This window comes from Streptomyces parvulus (assembly GCF_014648855.1).
In the GTDB taxonomy this organism is placed as follows: domain Bacteria; phylum Actinomycetota; class Actinomycetes; order Streptomycetales; family Streptomycetaceae; genus Streptomyces; species Streptomyces parvulus.
On the sequence record NZ_BMRX01000011.1, the window covers coordinates 298,001 to 314,208 of the forward strand.

A 16,208-nucleotide genomic window follows, 5' to 3' on the forward strand; every position below is an offset into this window, starting at 1 on the left:
GGGATTTCGCCCGCACGAGTAACGTATGGAGTTGATATGGGCGTTTTTGCACGGCTTCTTCGGAAGTCGAGGAACACCGAGGAGGCGTCGGCCGCCGAGACGGCGGGCGGCGACACGGAGACCGGGCGGGCCGCGGAGGAGAGCACGGCACAGGCCGCGGAGACTGCCGAGGCCGGTCCCCGGAACACGGCGGAGACCGACGAGGCCGACACGGCCCCCGAGGCCGCCGACTCCGACGGCGTCGGCATCCCCAAGCAGCAGTCCGCCGGGGAGGCCGTCGACAACGAGGCCGACAAGGGCGCCCGCACCTGACCGCCCCGTGAGGGAAGGCGAACCATGGGTCTCCTGGACAACTTGAAGGCCAAGCTCGGCCCGGCGAAGGGCAAGGTCTCCGACCTCGCGCAGCAGCACGGGGACAAGATCGACCGCAGCCTCGACAAGGTGGCGCGGACCGTCGACGAGAAGACCAAGGGCAAGTACAGCGACCGGATCCAGACCGGCACGGGCAAGGCCAAGGGTGCCGTGGACCGTCTCGCCCACAAGGACGACGAGGGCACCGGCCCGGGCGGCACGACGCCCGGCGCCACCCCGGGCGGTACTCCACCGGCCGGGCCCCCTCCGGCTTCCTGACCCGGCATCCGACCGGGTCGACCGCGCCTCGGCGGACGGTCGTGGAGCGGACCGGCGCGTCAGCCGGCCGGCTCCATGGCCGTCCGCCGAGGCGTTCGCGCGGCTACGACCACGCGGCCGCGACGTACCCCACCCCGTAGGGCGCGTCCTCGTACAGCGGCGAACCCGACAGACCCGCGCCCTCGGCCGCGCCCGCGAGGACCTGCCAGGGCGCCCGGCCGGACACCTTCAGCTCACGGGCGAGGACGACGTCGAGCCCGGCGAGGGCGGTGAGGTCCGCCGCGCCCAGCGCGCGCCCGGCCTCCGCGTCGAAGGGGGCCGCGCGCTCGTCGAGGTAGCCCGGCGCCTTGAGCGTGCGGCAGGCGCTCGCGTCGCCCAGCACCAGCAGCGCCATCCGCCCGGCCCGGCCGGCGAGATCGCGGCCGACCGCGGCGCACCGCTCGGCGGGGAGCCCCTCCCCCACCCCGACGCCCTCGACGGGTGTGTGGGACCAGCCGGCGCGCGCGAGGAGCCAGGCTCCGACGGCGAATCCGTACGGCAGCTCGCTCCCGGCGGGCCGCGCGGCCGCACCGGTGTCCGGTCCGAGCGTCACGTCCACCTCGACGCCGAAGCCGCGGAACGAGCCCGGCGTGCCCTGCGGGAAGACCTCCGGGCCGGCGGAGTCCGCCGGGCCGACGACCACGAGGCGGTCGGCCCGGGCGGCGGCGAGCACGCCCAGCGCGTCCGCGCACGCCGCGCGGGCGGCGTCCAGCTCGGGTGCGGCGCCCGCGGCGACCTCCGGCACGAGGAGGGGCGGGCAGGGGCAGACGGCGGCGGCGACAAGCATGATCGGCAGCGTAACCCCGAGTCTCACCCGGGGTCGCGCTCCCCCGCGGTCAGTCGCAGCCGCAGCCGCTCGCCACGGCCGGCTGGGGCTCGGGCACGCCGATCTTCGGCAGTCCGAGCATCACGCCCGCCGGCTTGGCCTGCTCGGCCGCGTTGCGCTTCTCCCAGGCGTCGCCCGCGCGGGTGCGGCGCACGGCGAGGGCGGGGCCCTCGGCGAGGAGGTGGTGCGGGGCGGCGTAGGTGATCTCGACCGTGACGACGTCGCCGGGCCGGACCTCCTGGTCGGGCTTGGTGAAGTGGACCAGGCGGTTGTCGGGGGCGCGGCCGGAGAGGCGGTGGGTGGTGCCGTCCTTGCGGCCCTCGCCCTCCGCGACCATCAGCTCCAGGGTGCGGCCGACCTGCTTCTTGTTCTCCTCCCAGGAGATCTCCTCCTGGAGGGCGACGAGGCGCTCGTAGCGCTCCTGGACCACGGCCTTCGGGATCTGGCCGTCCATCTCGGCGGCCGGGGTGCCGGGCCGCTTGGAGTACTGGAAGGTGTAGGCCTGCGCGAACCGGGCCTCGCGCACCACGTGCAGGGTCTGCTCGAAGTCCTCCTCGGTCTCGCCGGGGAAGCCCACGATGATGTCGGTGGTGATCGCCGCGTGCGGGATGGCGGCCCGCACCTTCTCGATGATCCCCAGGTACCGGTCCTGGCGGTACGAGCGGCGCATCGCCTTCAGCACCGGGTCGGAGCCGGACTGGAGCGGCATGTGCAGCTGCGGCATCGCGTTCGGCGTCTCGGCCATGGCGGCGATGACGTCGTCGGTGAAGTCGCGCGGGTGCGGGGAGGTGAAGCGGACGCGCTCCAGGCCCTCGATGCCCCCGCAGGCGCGCAGCAGCTTGCTGAAGGCCTCGCGGTCGCCGATGTCGGAGCCGTAGGCGTTGACGTTCTGCCCGAGGAGGGTGATCTCCGAGACGCCCTCGGCGACCAGGGCCTCGATCTCGGCGAGGATGTCGCCGGGGCGGCGGTCCTTCTCCTTGCCGCGCAGCGCCGGGACGATGCAGAAGGTACAGGTGTTGTTGCAGCCGACGGAGATGGAGACCCAGGCCGCGTAGGCGCTCTCGCGCCGGGTCGGCAGCGTGGACGGGAACGCCTCCAGGGACTCGGCGATCTCGACCTGCGCCTCCTCCTGCACGCGGGCGCGCTCCAGCAGCACCGGGAGCTTGCCGATGTTGTGGGTGCCGAAGACGACGTCCACCCAGGGGGCGCGCTTCACAATGGTGTCGCGGTCTTTCTGGGCCAGGCAGCCGCCGACCGCGATCTGCATCCCGGGACGGCTCGCCTTCTTGGGGGCGAGGTGGCCGAGGTTGCCGTAGAGCTTGTTGTCGGCGTTCTCCCGGACCGCGCAGGTGTTGAAGACGACGACGTCCGCGTCGCCGTCGGCGCCCTCGGCCGCGCGGACGTAACCCGCGTCCTCCAGCAGGCCGGACAATCGCTCGGAGTCGTGGACGTTCATCTGGCACCCGTAGGTGCGTACTTCGTAGGTGCGCGTGCCGCCCACTGACTGGCTCCGGTCGATGCTGCTCATGGCAATAAGGGTAGGCGGTCGGCGGCGATGGCCCGGGCCGCCTGTGGACAACCCGGATCGCGGCCGGTCAGGGCTCGATCAGGCCCGCGCGGATCGCGTACCGGGTCAGCTCCAGGCGGTCGCGGACGCCCAGCTTCTGGAGCAGGTTGGCGCGGTGCCGCTCGACCGTCTTGGCGCTGATGAAGAGCAGCTCGCCGATCTCCTTGGAAGTGTGGCCCTCGGCGACGAGCTTGAGGATCTCCTCCTCGCGTTCCGTGATGGGCCGCTCGGGCAGTCCGCCGCCCCGGTCCATGCGGTCCAGGTAGGACCGGACGAGCGCCCGTTCGGCGCCGGGGTAGATGAACGGCTCGTCGCGTACGGCGGCCCGGCAGGCCTCCACCAGGTCCCGGTCGGCGACGGACTTGAGGACGTATCCGCAGGCCCCGGCCTTGAGGGCCTCGAAGAAGTACTGCTCGTTGTCGTACATCGTCAGGATCAGGATGCGCAGTCCGGGCAGCCTGCGGGACAGCTCCCGGGCCGCCTGGAGGCCGGTCATCCGGGGCATGGCGACGTCCAGGACGGCCAGGTCGACCTCGGTGGCCCGGGCCGCTGCGACGGCCTCCGCCCCGTCCCCGGCCTCGGCGACCACCGTCAGGTCCGGTTCGCCGTCGAGGATGAGGCGCACCCCGCGGCGTACGAGGGTGTGGTCGTCGGCGAGCAGGACGCGGATCGGTGGCCGTACGGACATCAGGGGCTGTCTCCGGTTCGGTCTGCGGAAGGCTGGCCCGGCGGGGCGGGGACGCGCAGGCGCACGTCTGTGCCTCCGGAGGGGGCGGGTTCGAAGTGGATCTCGGCGCCGATCAGCAGGGCCCGCTCCCGCATGCCCCGGATGCCGGCGCCCTCGGCGGCTGTGCCGAGTCCGGTGCCGTTGTCGCGGACGAGGAGTTCGACCCCGCCGGCCAGGGGGCGCAGGGTGAGGGCGGCGTGGTCGGCGCCGGAGTGGCGGGCGGTGTTGGTCAGGCCCTCCTGGGCGACCCGGTAGAGCACCAGTTCCGCCTCCGGGGCCAGCGGCGGCAGGTCGCCGGGGACGTGGTGCTCGACGGACAGCCCGTGGTGCGTGAACTCGGCGGCCAGGGAGCGCAGTGCGCTGGGGAGGCCGAGTTCCTCCAGTACGCCGGGGCGCAGGCGGCGGGCGATGCGGCGGATCTCGTCGAGGCCGGCCCGGGTGGCCTCCTGGGCCAGGGTCACCTCCTCGCGCAGTTCGCCGGGGACCCGGTCGGCGACCCGCTTGAGCTGGAGGAGGACCGCGGTGAGGGTCTGGCCGACCTCGTCGTGGAGTTCGCGGGCGATGCGGTGGCGTTCGCGTTCCTGGGCCTGGAGCGCGCGGCCGGCGCCGGCCGCGCGTTCCGCCCGGAGCCGGTCGAGCATCGTGTTGTACGTGGCGATCAGCTGGGCCGCCTCGGCCGGCCCGGCGACCGCGGGACGGGCGCCGGGCACCAGCAGGTCGGCGGTGGCCATGGCGCTGCCGAGCCGGCGCAGCGGGCGGAGGCCGATGCGCAGCACGGCCGCGTTCCCGGCGAGCAGGGCCGCGAGGCCCGCGAGCAGGATCAGGGCCTCGCCGGGCAGCACCGGCGTCGAGACGGTGAGCGGGCCCAGGAGCAGGGCGGTGGCGACGAACAGGCCGGCGGCGTTGAGCGAGAAGATCCGCCAGAAGAGCGACACGGTCCTCTTTCCGCTCCTCCCGGACTCCGCGCACGACACCGCCGGATCCAGCCTGCGCGCCCGCGCCCGGCCGCGTATATCCGTCACGACACCCATATCGCCACCGTACGTGCGGATGACAGCATGGCGGGGCCGTGAGCACGTCATGTCCGTGCGGGAACCGCGGCGAGGGAAGCACGTCGAATGAGGGGAAGACTCGTGTCAGCACCACGCCTGAGGGCGACACCGCTGCCGGGTATCGGGGTCCAGTACGACCTGGTGACTCGCGAACACGGCCATCTGTCGGTGGTGGCACACCGCGACGGCGCCCGCACGGTGAACGTCTACCGGGCCGACGACCCCGACTCGTGCGCCCACTCGCTGCGGCTGTCCGGCGCCGAGGCGGGCGCGCTGATCGACGCGCTGAAGCCCTCGCACCACAGCGCCAGTCTGCTCTACACCACGGATCTGGGTCTGGTCGCCGAGCGGATCGAGGTGTCCGCCACCTCCCGCTGGAACGGGCGCCTGCTGGGCGAGACGTGCATGCGGACCGAGACCGGCGCGTCGATCGTGGCCGTGCTGCGGCGGGCCGAGGCCATTCCCTCGCCTGCGCCGGACTTCCGGCTCGTGGGTGGTGACACCTTGATCGTCATCGGCACCCGTGAGGGCGTCGACGCGGCCGCGGCGATACTCGGGCAGGAGTGAGCCGGTGCACTCCGCGGTCCTCCTGATCGAGTTCGGTTCCATCATCCTGGGGCTGGGGCTGCTCGGCCGATTCGCCGGTCGCTACCGGCTCTCCCCCATCCCGCTGTACCTGCTGGCCGGCCTGGCCTTCGGCGAGGGCGGGCTGCTCCCGCTCGGCGCGAGCGAGGAGTTCGTCGCGATCGGCGCCGAGATCGGCGTCATCCTCCTGCTGCTGATGCTGGGCCTGGAGTACACGGCCAGCGACCTGGTCACCAACCTCAAGTCCCACTACCCGGCCGGCCTGGTCGACTGCGCGCTGAACGCGGTGCCGGGCGCGGTGGCCGCGCTGCTGCTGGGCTGGGGTCCGGTGGCGGCCGTCGTCCTGGCCGGCGTCACCTGGATCTCGTCGTCCGGTGTCATCGCCAAGGTGCTGGGCGACCTGGGCCGGGTCGGCAACCGCGAGACGCCGGTGATCCTGAGCGTGCTGGTCCTGGAGGACCTGGCGATGGCGGTATACCTGCCGATCGTCACCGCGCTGGTCGCCGGTGCCGGGCTGATGACCGGCAGCATCACGCTGGCGGTCGCGCTGGCCGCGGCGGGGCTGGTGCTGTTCGTGGCGGTGCGCTACGGCCGCCTGATCTCCCGGTTCGTCTCCAGCGACGACCCGGAGAAGCTGCTGCTGGTGGTGCTGGGCCTGACGATCCTGGTCGCGGGTGTGGCGCAGCAGCTCCAGGTGTCGGCGGCGGTGGGCGCCTTCCTGGTGGGCATCGCGCTCTCGGGCGAGGTGGCGGAGGGCGCGCACACGCTGCTGAGCCCGCTGCGGGACCTGTTCGCGGCGGTCTTCTTCGTCTTCTTCGGCCTGCACACGGATCCGGCCAGCATTCCGCCGGTCCTGCTGCCGGCCCTCGCGCTGGCGCTGCTCACGGCGGCGACGAAGATCGCCACGGGGTACTGGGCGGCACGGCGCGCCGGGATCTCCGTCAAGGGCCGCTGGCGCGCGGGCGGGGCGCTGGTGGCGCGCGGCGAGTTCTCGATCGTCATCGCGGGCCTCGCCGTGTCGGCCGGCATCGAGCCGTCCCTGGGCCCGCTGGCCACGGCCTACGTCCTCATCCTGGTCGTCCTCGGCCCGCTCACCGCCCGCTTCACCGAACCGCTGGCGACGCGCCTGGCCCGTCGCCGCGAGCGGTCCGGCGGGGGGCCGGGCGCGCTGCCCGGGGGCGCGCCGCGGGCCACGACGGGCGCGGAGGCGTCGGTGAGGGACTGAGGGCCGCGTCCGGCGGGGGCGTGCGCCTGTGCCGGGCCGGCGTCCGGCGGGGGCGTGCGCCTGTGCCGGGCCGGCGTCCGGCGGGGGCGTGCGCCTGTGCCGGGCCGGCGTCCGTCAGCCGCGCGGCGCCCCCGCCCCGTCCGGTGTCCGCGGTGTCCACCCCTGGCGGCGCAGCACGCCGGCCACGTCCGGTGCCTCGTAGTGGTCGCCCTTGAGGACCTTGCCGTCGGCCCGGCGGCTGACACTGCCGTCGGGCCCGAGCTTGGTCATGTTGGAGCGGTGGATCTCGGCGATCACCGCGTCCAGGTCGATGCCGTGCACGAGAGCCGTGCCGTAGGCGACGTAGACGACGTCCGCCAGCTCGTGCGCCAGCCGGTCGAGAGGTCCCGACACCGAAACCTCGGCGACCTCCGCGGCCTCCTCGGCGAGCAGCTCACCCCGGTGGGCCGCCAGGCCGGGCGGGACCTCGGCCGGGACGCCGCGGGCGTCCAGTCCGAAGGCGCGGTGGAAGGCGTGGACCAGGTGGGCCGGTGAGGTCCTGCTCCCGGCGGGCACGGTGTCGCTCATGCCGGGGACTCTAACGGCCGCCACCGACAACGGCCCCGGCCCGCCCCCGGCCACCATGTGATCCCGGCCCTGGTCAGCGCCGGTGCGGGCTGGCAGGATCGGCTCCATGTCCACGCTGCTCTCCCGTATCGGCGGGCGCCGGGCCGCCCAGGGCGCGGTCGCCGGCGCCGTCGTGATCGGGCTGCTGCTGTGGTGGCTGCTGCCCCTGGGCGAGAAGCCGCCGGGCGGCAGCATCACGTTCAGCACGGGCACCCGCGCGGGGGTCTACCAGAAGTACGGTGAGCTGCTCCGTTCCGAGCTGCGCAAGGACATGCCGGGCCTGGACGTGCGGCTGACGACCAGCGCCGGCTCGCAGGAGAACGTGGAGCGGGTCGCGTCCGGCGAGGCCGACTTCACCATCGCGGCGGCCGACGCCGTGGAGACGTACAAGCTGGCCGGGCGCCCCGGGGCGGAGAAGCTGCGCGGGGTCACCCGTCTGTACGACGACTACGTGCAGCTCGTCGTGCCGACCGGCTCGGACATCCAGTCCGTCGCGGACCTGCGCGGCAAGCGGGTCGCGATAGGGCTGCCCAACTCGGGCGTACGGCTGATCGCCACCCGGCTGCTCAAGGCCGTCGGCATCGACCCGGAGACGGACATCACGCCCCGCGCGGACGGCATCGACACCGGTCCGGGCCGGCTCGGCGGCGAGCTGGACGCGTTCTTCTGGTCGGGCGGCGTGCCGACGGACGGGCTCCGGCAGATAGCGGAGAAGTCGGCCTTCAGGTTCGTGCCGATAGACGAGAAGCTCGTCACCGAGCTGCACGAGGCGGGCGGCGCGACCCGCTACTACCGCACCACCAACATGCCGGAGTCGGCCTATCCCACCGTCCAGAACGGCGCCGTGGTGCCCACCATGGCGGTCTCCAACCTGCTGGTGACCCGCGCGGACGCCGACCCCCGGCTCACCGAGTGGCTGACCCGGACCGTACTGGACAGCCGCGACGGCATCGGGGCACACGTCCACTCCGCGCAGCTGGTGGATCTGCGCACGGCGATATACACCGACCCGCTGGAGCTGCACGAGGGTGCCCGGCGCTATTACCGGTCGGTGAAGCCCTAGGCGGTCTCCCCCGGCGGTTCGCCGAGTGATGCGCCGTGGCCGCTGCCGTCGCGCCGCGTGCGCCGCGCCCGCTACCGGTCCGCCGAGTGCGGCGCCGCGCCCGTCCTCGGCACCGTGACGGTGACCTCCAGGCCGTGCGGCTCGTGGTGGCCGAAGGAGATCGAGCCGTCGCCCGCCGCCAGGAGCGCCCGGCAGATCGACAGGCCGAGCCCCGACCCCTTGATGTTCTGGTGCCGCCCGCTGCGCCAGAAACGGTCCCCCACGCGCGCGAGCTCCTCGTCGGTGAGCCCGGGACCGTTGTCGGTGACGACGACGGTGGCGGCGTCGCCGGTGGAGGCGACCTCGATCCGCACGCTCTCCTCGGGCGGCGTGAACTTCACCGCGTTGTCGATGACCGCGTCCAGGGCGCTGGAGAGGGTCACGGGGTCGGCCCAGCCGGTGGTCGGCGGGCACTCCCCCACGAGCCGCACTCCCTTGGCCTCGGCCGTCGGGCCCCAGGCCGCCATCCGCTCGGCGGCGAGCGCGCCCACGTCGGTGACCTTGAGGTCGGCCTGGCTGTGCTCCGCCAGCGCCAGGTCGAGCAGGTCGTCCAGGACCCGGGCCAGGCGCTTGCCCTCGGCCTGCACGGAGGCGATCTCCTGGTTGCCCTCCGGGAGTTCCAGGGCGAGCAGTTCGATGCGCAGCAGCAGGGCGGCGAGCGGGTTGCGCAGCTGGTGCGAGGCGTCGGCGACGAAGGCGCGCTGCTGCTCCAGCACGTCCTCCACGTGGTCGGCCATCTCGTTGAACGACCCGGCGAGGCGTCTGAGCTCCGGCGGCCCCCCGGCCGGCGCGACCCGGGACTTCAGGCGCCCGGTGGCGATGTCGTGGGTGGTGGCGTCGAGGACCCGCACCGGCCGGAGCACCCAGCCGGTCAGCCGGAGCGCGGCGCCGACGGCGAGCAGCATCGCGGCGGCCTCGCCGGCGCCGATGACCAGCCAGCCGCGCAGGGTGCTCGCCCGCATCGAGTCGGTCGGCGACTCGGTGACCACGACGGCGACCACGTCGCCGTCCCGGATGACGGGCGAGGCCACCACCAGGTGGCCGTCCTGCCAGGGCCAGACCTGCCGCGGGTCGTGGCTGCGGCGGCTCAGCAGCGCCTCGTCGAAGGAGTCGCGGACCTCGCCGGTCTGGGGCAGGAACCAGGTCGTCGGGGCGTTGGCCATCGGGATGTGGTTGCGGTAGAAGACGCCCGCCCTGATGCCGTAGACCTCGTAGTAGCTGGTCAGCTCGGCCTGGAGGGTCTCCAGGCGTTCGTCGGTGCTGGTCGGTCGGGAGCCGCCGGGCGCGTCCTCGGTGACGAACTGGGCGAGCGCGGCGAAGCGTGCCGTGTCGTCTATGCGGTCGATGACGACCTTCTGCTGCTCCGCGCGGGCGACGCTCACGCCGAGCGGGACGCCCAGCGCGAGCAGTACGGCCGCCATCAGGACGATGAGCAGGGGGAGAAGGCGTGTGCTCACCCGGACCCGCTATCCGGTGGGCGCGACGAGGCGGTAGCCGACGCCGCGGACGGTCTCGATGAGCGCGGGCATGCGCAGCTTGCCGCGCAGGGAGGCGACGTGCACCTCCAGGGTGCGCCCGGTCCCCTCCCAGCTGGTCTGCCAGACCTCGCTGATGATCTGCTCGCGGCGGAACACCACGCCGGGGCGCTGGGCGAGCAGGGCGAGGAGGTCGAACTCCTTGCGGGTGAGCGGTACGGCCGTTCCGTCGACGCTCACCTGCCGGGTCGGCAGCTCGATGCGCAGCGCGCCGAGGCGCACCACGGTCTCGGTGCTGCCGGTGGCGTCCTCCTGGGCGGTGCGCCGGCTGACGGCGTGGATCCGGGCGAGCAGTTCCCCGGTGTCGTACGGCTTGACCACGTAGTCGTCGGCGCCCAGGTTGAGGCCGTGGATGCGGGAGCGGACGTCGGAGCGGGCGGTGACCATGATGACCGGGGTGCTGGTGCGCTTGCGGATCTTGCCGCAGACCTCGTAGCCGTCCTGGTCCGGGAGACCGAGGTCGAGGAGGACGACGCCGAATCCGTCGACCTCGGGGACGAGCGCCTGGAGCGCCTCCTCGCCGCTGCGCGCGTGGGTGACGTCGAAGCCGTGCCGTGCCAGGATCGCGGACAGTGCGGCGGCCACGTGGTTGTCGTCCTCGACGAGCAGCAGTCTCATCCGGGCTCCCTTCGGTTCATCGTCCGTACGCCCAGGTCGCGTAGAAAGTGCGAAAGACGCGTGCACGCGCGTGCGCGCCCTGTGCAGTGACGCCGATGCAGAGGGACCGCGTCAAGGGGCTTCGGGTTGCGGCCGCTCGAAGTTATCCGGCCGATATGCGCCCTGCTCACAAGTGCTACGACCAGTGTCCGATTGCTATCGGATCGTGATGCTCAGATCTCCCTCAGATGTAGAGACGCGCAGTGGCCCCGGTCACTACTGTCCTCCGAAACCGAGGAGGACGGAGCCCGAGAGCGATGACCGAAGTATCGGTGGCCAAGGAAGACAAGGCCGCGACCGACGAACTGGTCGTCCTGAAGAGTGTCAACAAGCACTTCGGCGCGTTGCACGTGCTCCAGGACATCGACCTGACGATCACCCGCGGCGAAGTCGTCGTGGTCATCGGACCCTCCGGGTCCGGCAAGTCCACCCTGTGCCGCACCATCAACCGTCTGGAGACCGTCGACTCCGGGTCGATCGCGATCGACGGCAAGCCGCTCCCCGCGGAGGGCAAGGAACTGGCCAGGCTGCGTGCCGACGTCGGCATGGTCTTCCAGTCCTTCAACCTCTTCGCGCACAAGACGGTGCTCGAGAACGTGACCCTGGGCCAGGTCAAGGTCCGCAAGGCCGACGGCAAGAAGGCCGAGGAGAAGGCCCGCGCGCTGCTCGACCGGGTCGGCGTGGGCGCCCAGGCGGACAAGTACCCCGCCCAGCTCTCCGGCGGCCAGCAGCAGCGCGTCGCCATCGCGCGGGCGCTGGCCATGGACCCCAAGGTCATGCTCTTCGACGAGCCGACGTCGGCCCTGGACCCCGAGATGATCAACGAGGTCCTGGAGGTCATGAAGCAGCTGGCCCGTGACGGCATGACCATGGTCGTCGTCACGCACGAGATGGGCTTCGCCCGCTCGGCGGCCAACCGCGTGGTGTTCATGGCCGACGGCCGCATCGTCGAAGAGGCCACGCCGGACCAGTTCTTCAGCAACCCGCGCAGCGACCGTGCCAAGGACTTCCTGTCGAAGATCCTGCACCACTGAGACTCCGGGGCGGGCCGGCGTCCGCGGCTCCCGCGCACCGGCCGGTCCGTCTCCCGCGCCTGATCGTCTGATCGTCTGATCACAGCCAAAGGATGTTTTCACCATGAAGCTTCGCAAGGTCTCCGCCGCCTCGGCCGCCGTGCTCGCCCTCGCCCTGACCGCCACCGCGTGCGGCGGCGACGACAAGGACAGCGGCTCCTCCGGCGACGGCAAGAAGATCACCATCGGCATCAAGTTCGACCAGCCCGGCCTCGGCCAGAAGACCCCGGACGGCTACGCCGGCTTCGACGTGGACGTCGCCACGTACGTCGCCAAGAAGCTCGGCTACACCGAGGACCAGATCGAGTGGAAGGAGTCGAAGAGCGCCGACCGCGAGACCATGCTCCAGCGCGGCGACGTCGACTTCATCGCCGCCACCTACTCGATCACCCCGGAGCGTCAGGAGAAGGTCGACTTCGCCGGCCCGTACCTGCTCGCCCACCAGGACGTCCTGATCCGCGCCGACGACGACAAGATCAAGTCGCCGGAGGACCTGAACGCCGCGAAGCTCTGCTCGGTCACGGGGTCGACCTCGGCGCAGAACGTCAAGGACAAGCTGGCGCCCAAGGCCCAGCTCCAGCCGTACCCGACGTACTCGGCCTGCCTGCCCGGCCTGCAGAACGGCGCCATCGACGCGCTGACCACCGACGACTCGATCCTCGCCGGTTACGCCGCCCAGTCGCAGTTCAAGGGCAAGTTCAAGCTCGGCGGCTTCAAGCTGACGAACGAGAACTACGGCATCGGCGTCAAGAAGGGCAGCGACCTCAAGGACAAGATCAACAAGGCCCTCGAAGAGATGGTCTCCGACAAGTCCTGGGACAAGGCCGTCGAGGACAACTTCGGCCCGGCGAACTACAAGAACGAGCCGGCGCCCAAGATCGGCGACATCAAGAGCTGAGGCCAGAGCCTGACGGGGTGCGCCGCCCCGGCGAGGGGCGGCGCACCGGGGGCGGGCATCCCTACACGCGGAAGCGCGGGAGATCGTGTTCGACTTTGTTAAGGATTACGACCTACTGGGAGCCTTCTGGACGACGGTGCAGCTCGCTGTGCTCTCGGCCGTCGGCTCCCTGATCTGGGGCACCGCACTCGCCGCCATGCGCGTCGGGCCGGTACCGCTGATGCGCGGCTTCGGGACCGCGTACGTGAACACCGTGCGGAACATCCCGCTGACCGTCATCATCCTGTTCACGTCGCTGGGCCTGAACCAGACGCTGGGAATCTCCCTCGGCGCGAACGACGTCGAGACGATCAACTTCCGGCTCGCCGTCCTCGGCCTGATCCTCTACACCTCGTCCTTCGTGTGCGAGGCCCTGCGCTCCGGCATCAACACGGTGCCGGTCGGCCAGGCGGAGGCGGCGCGGGCGATCGGGCTCAGCTTCGGGCAGGTACTGCGCCACGTGGTGCTGCCCCAGGCCTTCCGCTCCTCCGTCGTCCCCATGGCGAACGTGCTGATCGCCCTCATCAAGAACACCACGGTGGCCGCCGCCATCGGTGTCGCCGAGGCGGCACTCCTGATGAAGGAGATGATCGAGAACGAGGCCCAGCTGCTGCTGATCTCCGCGGTGATCGCCTTCGGTTTCGTGGTCCTGACGCTGCCGACCGGCCTGATCCTCGGCTGGCTCGGCAAGAAGGTGGCGGTGAAGCGATGAGTTCGGTCCTCTACGACGCCCAGGGCCCTCGTGCCAAGCGGCGCAACATCGTCTTCACGGCGGTCTTCATAGTCGCCCTCGCGGCCGTCCTGTGGTGGGTGATCGGCACCCTGAACGACAAGGGCCAGCTGGAGTGGGCCCTGTGGAAGCCGTTCTTCTCCGGCTCCGAGGCGTGGACCACGTACATCTGGCCGGGTCTGGAGAACACCCTCAAGGCCGCCGCGCTCGCGGTGATCATCGCCCTGCCGCTCGGCGCGGTCCTCGGCATCGCCCGGCTCTCGGACCACGTGTGGGTGCGGGTCCCGGCGACGGTCGTGGTGGAGTTCTTCCGGTCCATCCCCGTGCTGGTCCTGATGATCTTCGGCCTCGCGCTGTTCGCCGAGTACACCAACGTCAGTTCGGACGACCGTCCGCTGTACGCCGTGGTCACCGGTCTGGTGCTGTACAACGCCTCCGTCCTCGCGGAGATCGTCCGGGCGGGCATCCTGGCCCTGCCCAAGGGGCAGTCCGAGGCCGCCATGGCGATCGGCCTGCGCAAGGGCCAGCTGATGCGGACCATCCTGCTGCCGCAGGCGGTCACCACGATGCTGCCGGCGATCGTCAGCCAGCTGGTCGTCATCCTGAAGGACACCGCGCTCGGCGGCGCGGTCCTCACCTTCCCCGAGCTGCTGGCCTCGGCCAACACGATGAGCGGCTACTACGGCGCCAACGTGATCGCCAGCTTCACCGTGGTCGCGGTGATCTACATCGCGCTCAACTTCCTCCTCACGAGCTTCGCGAGCTGGCTGGAGCGCCGGCTGCGGCGGGCCAAGAAGTCGACCGGCGCCGTGCTCAAGGCCGACGACACGGAGGCTGCGGGAACCGGGGCCGGGCGCGCGCCCTGACCGGTCAGGCGGTTGATCGCTTCGCAGGACCCCGACGGAGGCCGTGGCATGATCGCCACGGTCTCCGTCACTTGACGCAAGCAGCGGCAATAGGTTGCATACGTTCTGTGACCGTGCACCCTGCTCCAACGTCCTGTTCACCCACGTCCCCCGGGACACCGCCACGGGCAGGGGGCGCCGCACCGTGGACCCGGTGATCATCACCGGAGCGGGGCCCGTCGGGCTCACGCTCGCCCTGGCGCTGGCGCGGCAGGAGGTGCCCTGCGTCGTCCTCGACGAGGGCCCCGGCAAGGACGAACCCCGCCCCGCCCGCACCGTCGTGCTGCGCCCGGAAGCCGTCGCGCTCGTCGAGCGGCTGACCGGCACACCGCTGACCGGGCTGGGATCGCGTTGGGCCGGATGGCGGTCCGTGCGGCGCAAGCAGGTGATCCGCGAGGTCGAGTTCGGCGAGGCCGAGCCCCCGCCGCTGCACCTCGCCCAGCACGAGCTGACCGAGGTCCTGCGCACGGCACTCGCCCGCGAATCGCTGGTCAGGATCGCGGTGGACAGCCGCCTGGACTCCGTCGAGCAGGAGAAGTCGGGCGTCACCGCGCACACCCGCGGCCCGGCCGGCACCTGGTGGCGGGGCAGCTACCTGGTCGGCTGCGACGGCCCCCGCTCCACCGTCCGCAAGCTCCAGGACATCCGCTTCCCCGGCCGGACGGCGGTGGAACGATACGCCGTCGCCGCCCTGCGCACCGAACTCCCCTGGGAGAACCAGGCGTTGCTGCACCGGATGCCGCCCTGGCGGACGTCCGGTCCGTCGGCCGGCGAGGTCGTGGCCCGCCCCCTGCCGGACGGTGTCTGGCGCCTGGACTGGCTGCTCCCGCCCGGCAAGGACCTGGTCACGCCCGAGCTGCTGGTCAACCGCGTCCGCGAGACCCTGGCCGGCTGGTCCGAGGGCGCGCCCCCGGCGTACGAGCTGCTCGACACCGGCGTCCACACCGTCCACCACCGGCTGGCCCGCCGCTGGCGCGTGGGCCGGGTGCTCCTCGCCGGGGACGCCGCCCACCTCCTCGGCGCCCTGGGCACGCAGGGCCTGGAGGAGGGGCTGCTGGACGCCGACAACCTCGCCTGGAAGCTGGCCGTGGCCTGGCACCACGGGCCCCACGAGGCGCTCCTCGACAGCTACCAGGCCGAGCGCCGGGCCGCGATCGCCGCACGGCTGCGCGCCGCCGACCAGGTACTCCCGCTGCTGCGCGGGGGCGGCGGCCTGCGCGCCTACGTCCCCGGCTCGTCCCGCGGCCACGACACCCTGCTCGCCGACGGGCACCTGGGGCGCGGTGCGCTGGGGGCGCCGGGCACGTACGCCGACTCGCCCCTCGCACCCCGGGACCTCGCCGAGGCGGCGGAGGTCGGCACGCCGCCGGGGGCGCCGGTCACCGATGTGCGGGTGACGGCGGAGGACGGCACCTTCGTGCGGCTGCGCGACCGGCTCGGGCGCGGGGCGCTGCTGGTGGTGCTGATCGCGCCGGGCACGGGGGTGTGGGAACGCAAGCACTGGGTGACGGCCGGGGTCATGCCGCGGCTGGCGGCGGCGGTGACGGCACTGCCCCACCGCGCCGAGCTGCTGGTCGCCGAGAGCTATCCCGGCGCCGCCGCCCACAGTGTGCTGCTGGTACGGCCCGACGGCCACCTGGTCACGGCGTTGAACGGGGTGCGCCCGGCCGACCTGTACGCGGCTGCGGAGGCCACTCTGGGCGGGCCGACGCCGCCGGCGGACACACCGGCCGAGGAGCGGGGCGCGGGGGCTTCGGCCGGGTCCCGCTGAGCCGGTCGCTCCTCGGCACGCCGGCGGTCGCGGGCCGCCGGCGACCGCCGGGAGCGGTCGCTGTCCGCATGTTGACGGAGAGTTGACCGGCCCGCACCGTCATGGTCTACTCCGGATCGTGACCGACACCTGTGTGCGCCTGTGGCGGAGGGTCCATATGGACCTCGTCCGCTATCCGGGCTGCGTGTGTCGTCCGTCCTGCTGAATTCGCCTCCCCCTTTTTCGCGCGCAGCCGCGTCCG

Annotated in this window: 18 protein-coding genes; 11 read left to right on the forward strand and 7 right to left on the reverse strand. The window is 72.4% G+C overall.

Going from position 1 to position 16,208, the window contains the following annotated elements; genetic code table 11:
* Positions 1–36 precede the first annotated feature (36 nt).
* Together IE108_RS23520 and IE108_RS23525 are read left to right on the forward strand one after the other, a co-directional pair.
* Positions 37–312, forward strand: a complete 276-nt coding sequence (locus IE108_RS23520; RefSeq protein WP_064730173.1) for a hypothetical protein — start codon at positions 37–39, stop codon at positions 310–312.
* Positions 313–336: 24 nt separating this feature from the next.
* Complete coding sequence (locus tag IE108_RS23525) at positions 337–630, forward strand: antitoxin (RefSeq protein WP_064730172.1); 294 nt, start codon at positions 337–339, stop codon at positions 628–630.
* 103 nt (positions 631–733) lie between these two features.
* Here IE108_RS23525 and IE108_RS23530 read toward each other — a convergent pair whose 3' ends face one another.
* The 4 genes from IE108_RS23530 to IE108_RS23545 all read right to left on the reverse strand — a co-directional run bounded on the left by IE108_RS23530 (position 734) and on the right by IE108_RS23545 (position 4,820).
* Positions 734–1,456, reverse strand: a complete 723-nt coding sequence (locus IE108_RS23530; protein WP_064730171.1) for a class III extradiol dioxygenase subunit B-like domain-containing protein — start codon at positions 1,454–1,456, stop codon at positions 734–736.
* A 49-nt stretch (positions 1,457–1,505) separates the two neighbouring features.
* Complete coding sequence (gene miaB, locus IE108_RS23535) at positions 1,506–3,023, reverse strand: tRNA (N6-isopentenyl adenosine(37)-C2)-methylthiotransferase MiaB (protein WP_064730170.1); 1,518 nt, start codon at positions 3,021–3,023, stop codon at positions 1,506–1,508.
* Positions 3,024–3,090: 67 nt separating this feature from the next.
* The gene (locus IE108_RS23540; protein WP_064730169.1) at positions 3,091–3,750 is read right to left on the reverse strand and encodes a response regulator; all 660 of its coding nucleotides are present in this window, start codon (positions 3,748–3,750) and stop codon (positions 3,091–3,093) included.
* Positions 3,750–4,820, reverse strand: coding sequence for a sensor histidine kinase (locus IE108_RS23545; RefSeq protein WP_064730168.1), 1,071 nt, complete (start codon positions 4,818–4,820; stop codon positions 3,750–3,752). Before IE108_RS23545 ends, IE108_RS23540 begins: the two co-directional genes overlap by 1 nt.
* A gap of 102 nt (positions 4,821–4,922) precedes the next feature.
* Between IE108_RS23545 and IE108_RS23550 the strand changes: the two genes are divergently transcribed.
* Both IE108_RS23550 and IE108_RS23555 read left to right on the forward strand, forming a co-directional pair.
* On the forward strand, positions 4,923–5,408 hold the full coding sequence (locus tag IE108_RS23550; RefSeq protein WP_064730167.1) for a cation:proton antiporter regulatory subunit: 486 nt from the start codon (positions 4,923–4,925) through the stop codon (positions 5,406–5,408).
* Positions 5,409–5,412: 4 nt separating this feature from the next.
* Positions 5,413–6,651 carry a cation:proton antiporter gene (locus tag IE108_RS23555; RefSeq protein WP_064730166.1) on the forward strand — a complete coding sequence of 413 codons (1,239 nt, stop codon included), beginning with the start codon at positions 5,413–5,415 and terminating at the stop codon, positions 6,649–6,651.
* A gap of 114 nt (positions 6,652–6,765) precedes the next feature.
* On the opposite strand, the gene IE108_RS23560 is transcribed toward IE108_RS23555, so the two are convergent.
* Positions 6,766–7,218 (reverse strand): pyrophosphohydrolase domain-containing protein, encoded by a 453-nt coding sequence (locus IE108_RS23560; RefSeq protein ID WP_064730165.1) that lies wholly within the window; start codon positions 7,216–7,218, stop codon positions 6,766–6,768.
* Positions 7,219–7,324: 106 nt separating this feature from the next.
* Here IE108_RS23560 and IE108_RS23565 point away from each other — a divergent pair, with 106 nt between their 5' ends.
* Positions 7,325–8,320, forward strand: a complete 996-nt coding sequence (locus tag IE108_RS23565; RefSeq protein ID WP_064730164.1) for a TAXI family TRAP transporter solute-binding subunit — start codon at positions 7,325–7,327, stop codon at positions 8,318–8,320.
* 71 nt (positions 8,321–8,391) lie between these two features.
* Here the strand turns inward: IE108_RS23565 and IE108_RS23570 are convergent, their stop codons facing one another.
* Together IE108_RS23570 and IE108_RS23575 are read right to left on the reverse strand one after the other, a co-directional pair.
* The gene (locus IE108_RS23570) at positions 8,392–9,816 is read right to left on the reverse strand and encodes a HAMP domain-containing sensor histidine kinase (protein WP_064730163.1); all 1,425 of its coding nucleotides are present in this window, start codon (positions 9,814–9,816) and stop codon (positions 8,392–8,394) included.
* A gap of 9 nt (positions 9,817–9,825) precedes the next feature.
* Complete coding sequence (locus IE108_RS23575; RefSeq protein ID WP_064730162.1) at positions 9,826–10,512, reverse strand: response regulator transcription factor; 687 nt, start codon at positions 10,510–10,512, stop codon at positions 9,826–9,828.
* A 296-nt stretch (positions 10,513–10,808) separates the two neighbouring features.
* On the opposite strand from IE108_RS23575, the gene IE108_RS23580 reads away from it, so the two are divergent.
* The 6 genes from IE108_RS23580 (at position 10,809) to IE108_RS35355 (ending at position 16,172) form a co-directional block, all read left to right on the forward strand.
* Positions 10,809–11,585: an amino acid ABC transporter ATP-binding protein gene (locus IE108_RS23580; RefSeq protein WP_064730161.1), complete on the forward strand. Its 777-nt coding sequence runs from the start codon at positions 10,809–10,811 to the stop codon at positions 11,583–11,585.
* Positions 11,586–11,688: 103 nt separating this feature from the next.
* A complete protein-coding gene (locus tag IE108_RS23585) occupies positions 11,689–12,522 on the forward strand; it encodes a glutamate ABC transporter substrate-binding protein (RefSeq protein WP_064730160.1) in 834 nt (277 codons plus the stop codon).
* Between the two features lie 85 nt (positions 12,523–12,607).
* The gene (locus IE108_RS23590) at positions 12,608–13,273 is read left to right on the forward strand and encodes an amino acid ABC transporter permease (protein ID WP_064730159.1); all 666 of its coding nucleotides are present in this window, start codon (positions 12,608–12,610) and stop codon (positions 13,271–13,273) included.
* Positions 13,270–14,157: an amino acid ABC transporter permease gene (locus tag IE108_RS23595; RefSeq protein WP_064730158.1), complete on the forward strand. Its 888-nt coding sequence runs from the start codon at positions 13,270–13,272 to the stop codon at positions 14,155–14,157. Before IE108_RS23590 ends, IE108_RS23595 begins: the two co-directional genes overlap by 4 nt.
* A gap of 184 nt (positions 14,158–14,341) precedes the next feature.
* Positions 14,342–15,967: an FAD-dependent monooxygenase gene (locus IE108_RS23600; RefSeq protein ID WP_064730157.1), complete on the forward strand. Its 1,626-nt coding sequence runs from the start codon at positions 14,342–14,344 to the stop codon at positions 15,965–15,967.
* A gap of 133 nt (positions 15,968–16,100) precedes the next feature.
* Positions 16,101–16,172: a putative leader peptide gene (locus IE108_RS35355; RefSeq protein WP_309475037.1), complete on the forward strand. Its 72-nt coding sequence runs from the start codon at positions 16,101–16,103 to the stop codon at positions 16,170–16,172.
* Positions 16,173–16,208: the final 36 nt, after the last annotated feature.

Bases quoted from the DNA above. Each gene is read 5' to 3' on its own strand.
- IE108_RS23520 (WP_064730173.1), top strand. From the start codon at position 37: ATGGGCGTTTTTGCACGGCTTCTTCGGAAGTCGAGGAACACCGAGGAG.
- IE108_RS23525 (WP_064730172.1), top strand. From the start codon at position 337: ATGGGTCTCCTGGACAACTTGAAGGCCAAGCTCGGCCCGGCGAAGGGC.
- IE108_RS23530 (WP_064730171.1), bottom strand. From the start codon at position 1,456: ATGCTTGTCGCCGCCGCCGTCTGCCCCTGCCCGCCCCTCCTCGTGCCG.
- miaB (WP_064730170.1), bottom strand. From the start codon at position 3,023: ATGAGCAGCATCGACCGGAGCCAGTCAGTGGGCGGCACGCGCACCTAC.
- IE108_RS23540 (WP_064730169.1), bottom strand. From the start codon at position 3,750: ATGTCCGTACGGCCACCGATCCGCGTCCTGCTCGCCGACGACCACACC.
- IE108_RS23545 (WP_064730168.1), bottom strand. From the start codon at position 4,820: ATGGGTGTCGTGACGGATATACGCGGCCGGGCGCGGGCGCGCAGGCTG.
- IE108_RS23560 (WP_064730165.1), bottom strand. From the start codon at position 7,218: ATGAGCGACACCGTGCCCGCCGGGAGCAGGACCTCACCGGCCCACCTG.
- IE108_RS23565 (WP_064730164.1), top strand. From the start codon at position 7,325: ATGTCCACGCTGCTCTCCCGTATCGGCGGGCGCCGGGCCGCCCAGGGC.
- IE108_RS23575 (WP_064730162.1), bottom strand. From the start codon at position 10,512: ATGAGACTGCTGCTCGTCGAGGACGACAACCACGTGGCCGCCGCACTG.
- IE108_RS23580 (WP_064730161.1), top strand. From the start codon at position 10,809: ATGACCGAAGTATCGGTGGCCAAGGAAGACAAGGCCGCGACCGACGAA.
- IE108_RS23585 (WP_064730160.1), top strand. From the start codon at position 11,689: ATGAAGCTTCGCAAGGTCTCCGCCGCCTCGGCCGCCGTGCTCGCCCTC.
- IE108_RS23595 (WP_064730158.1), top strand. From the start codon at position 13,270: ATGAGTTCGGTCCTCTACGACGCCCAGGGCCCTCGTGCCAAGCGGCGC.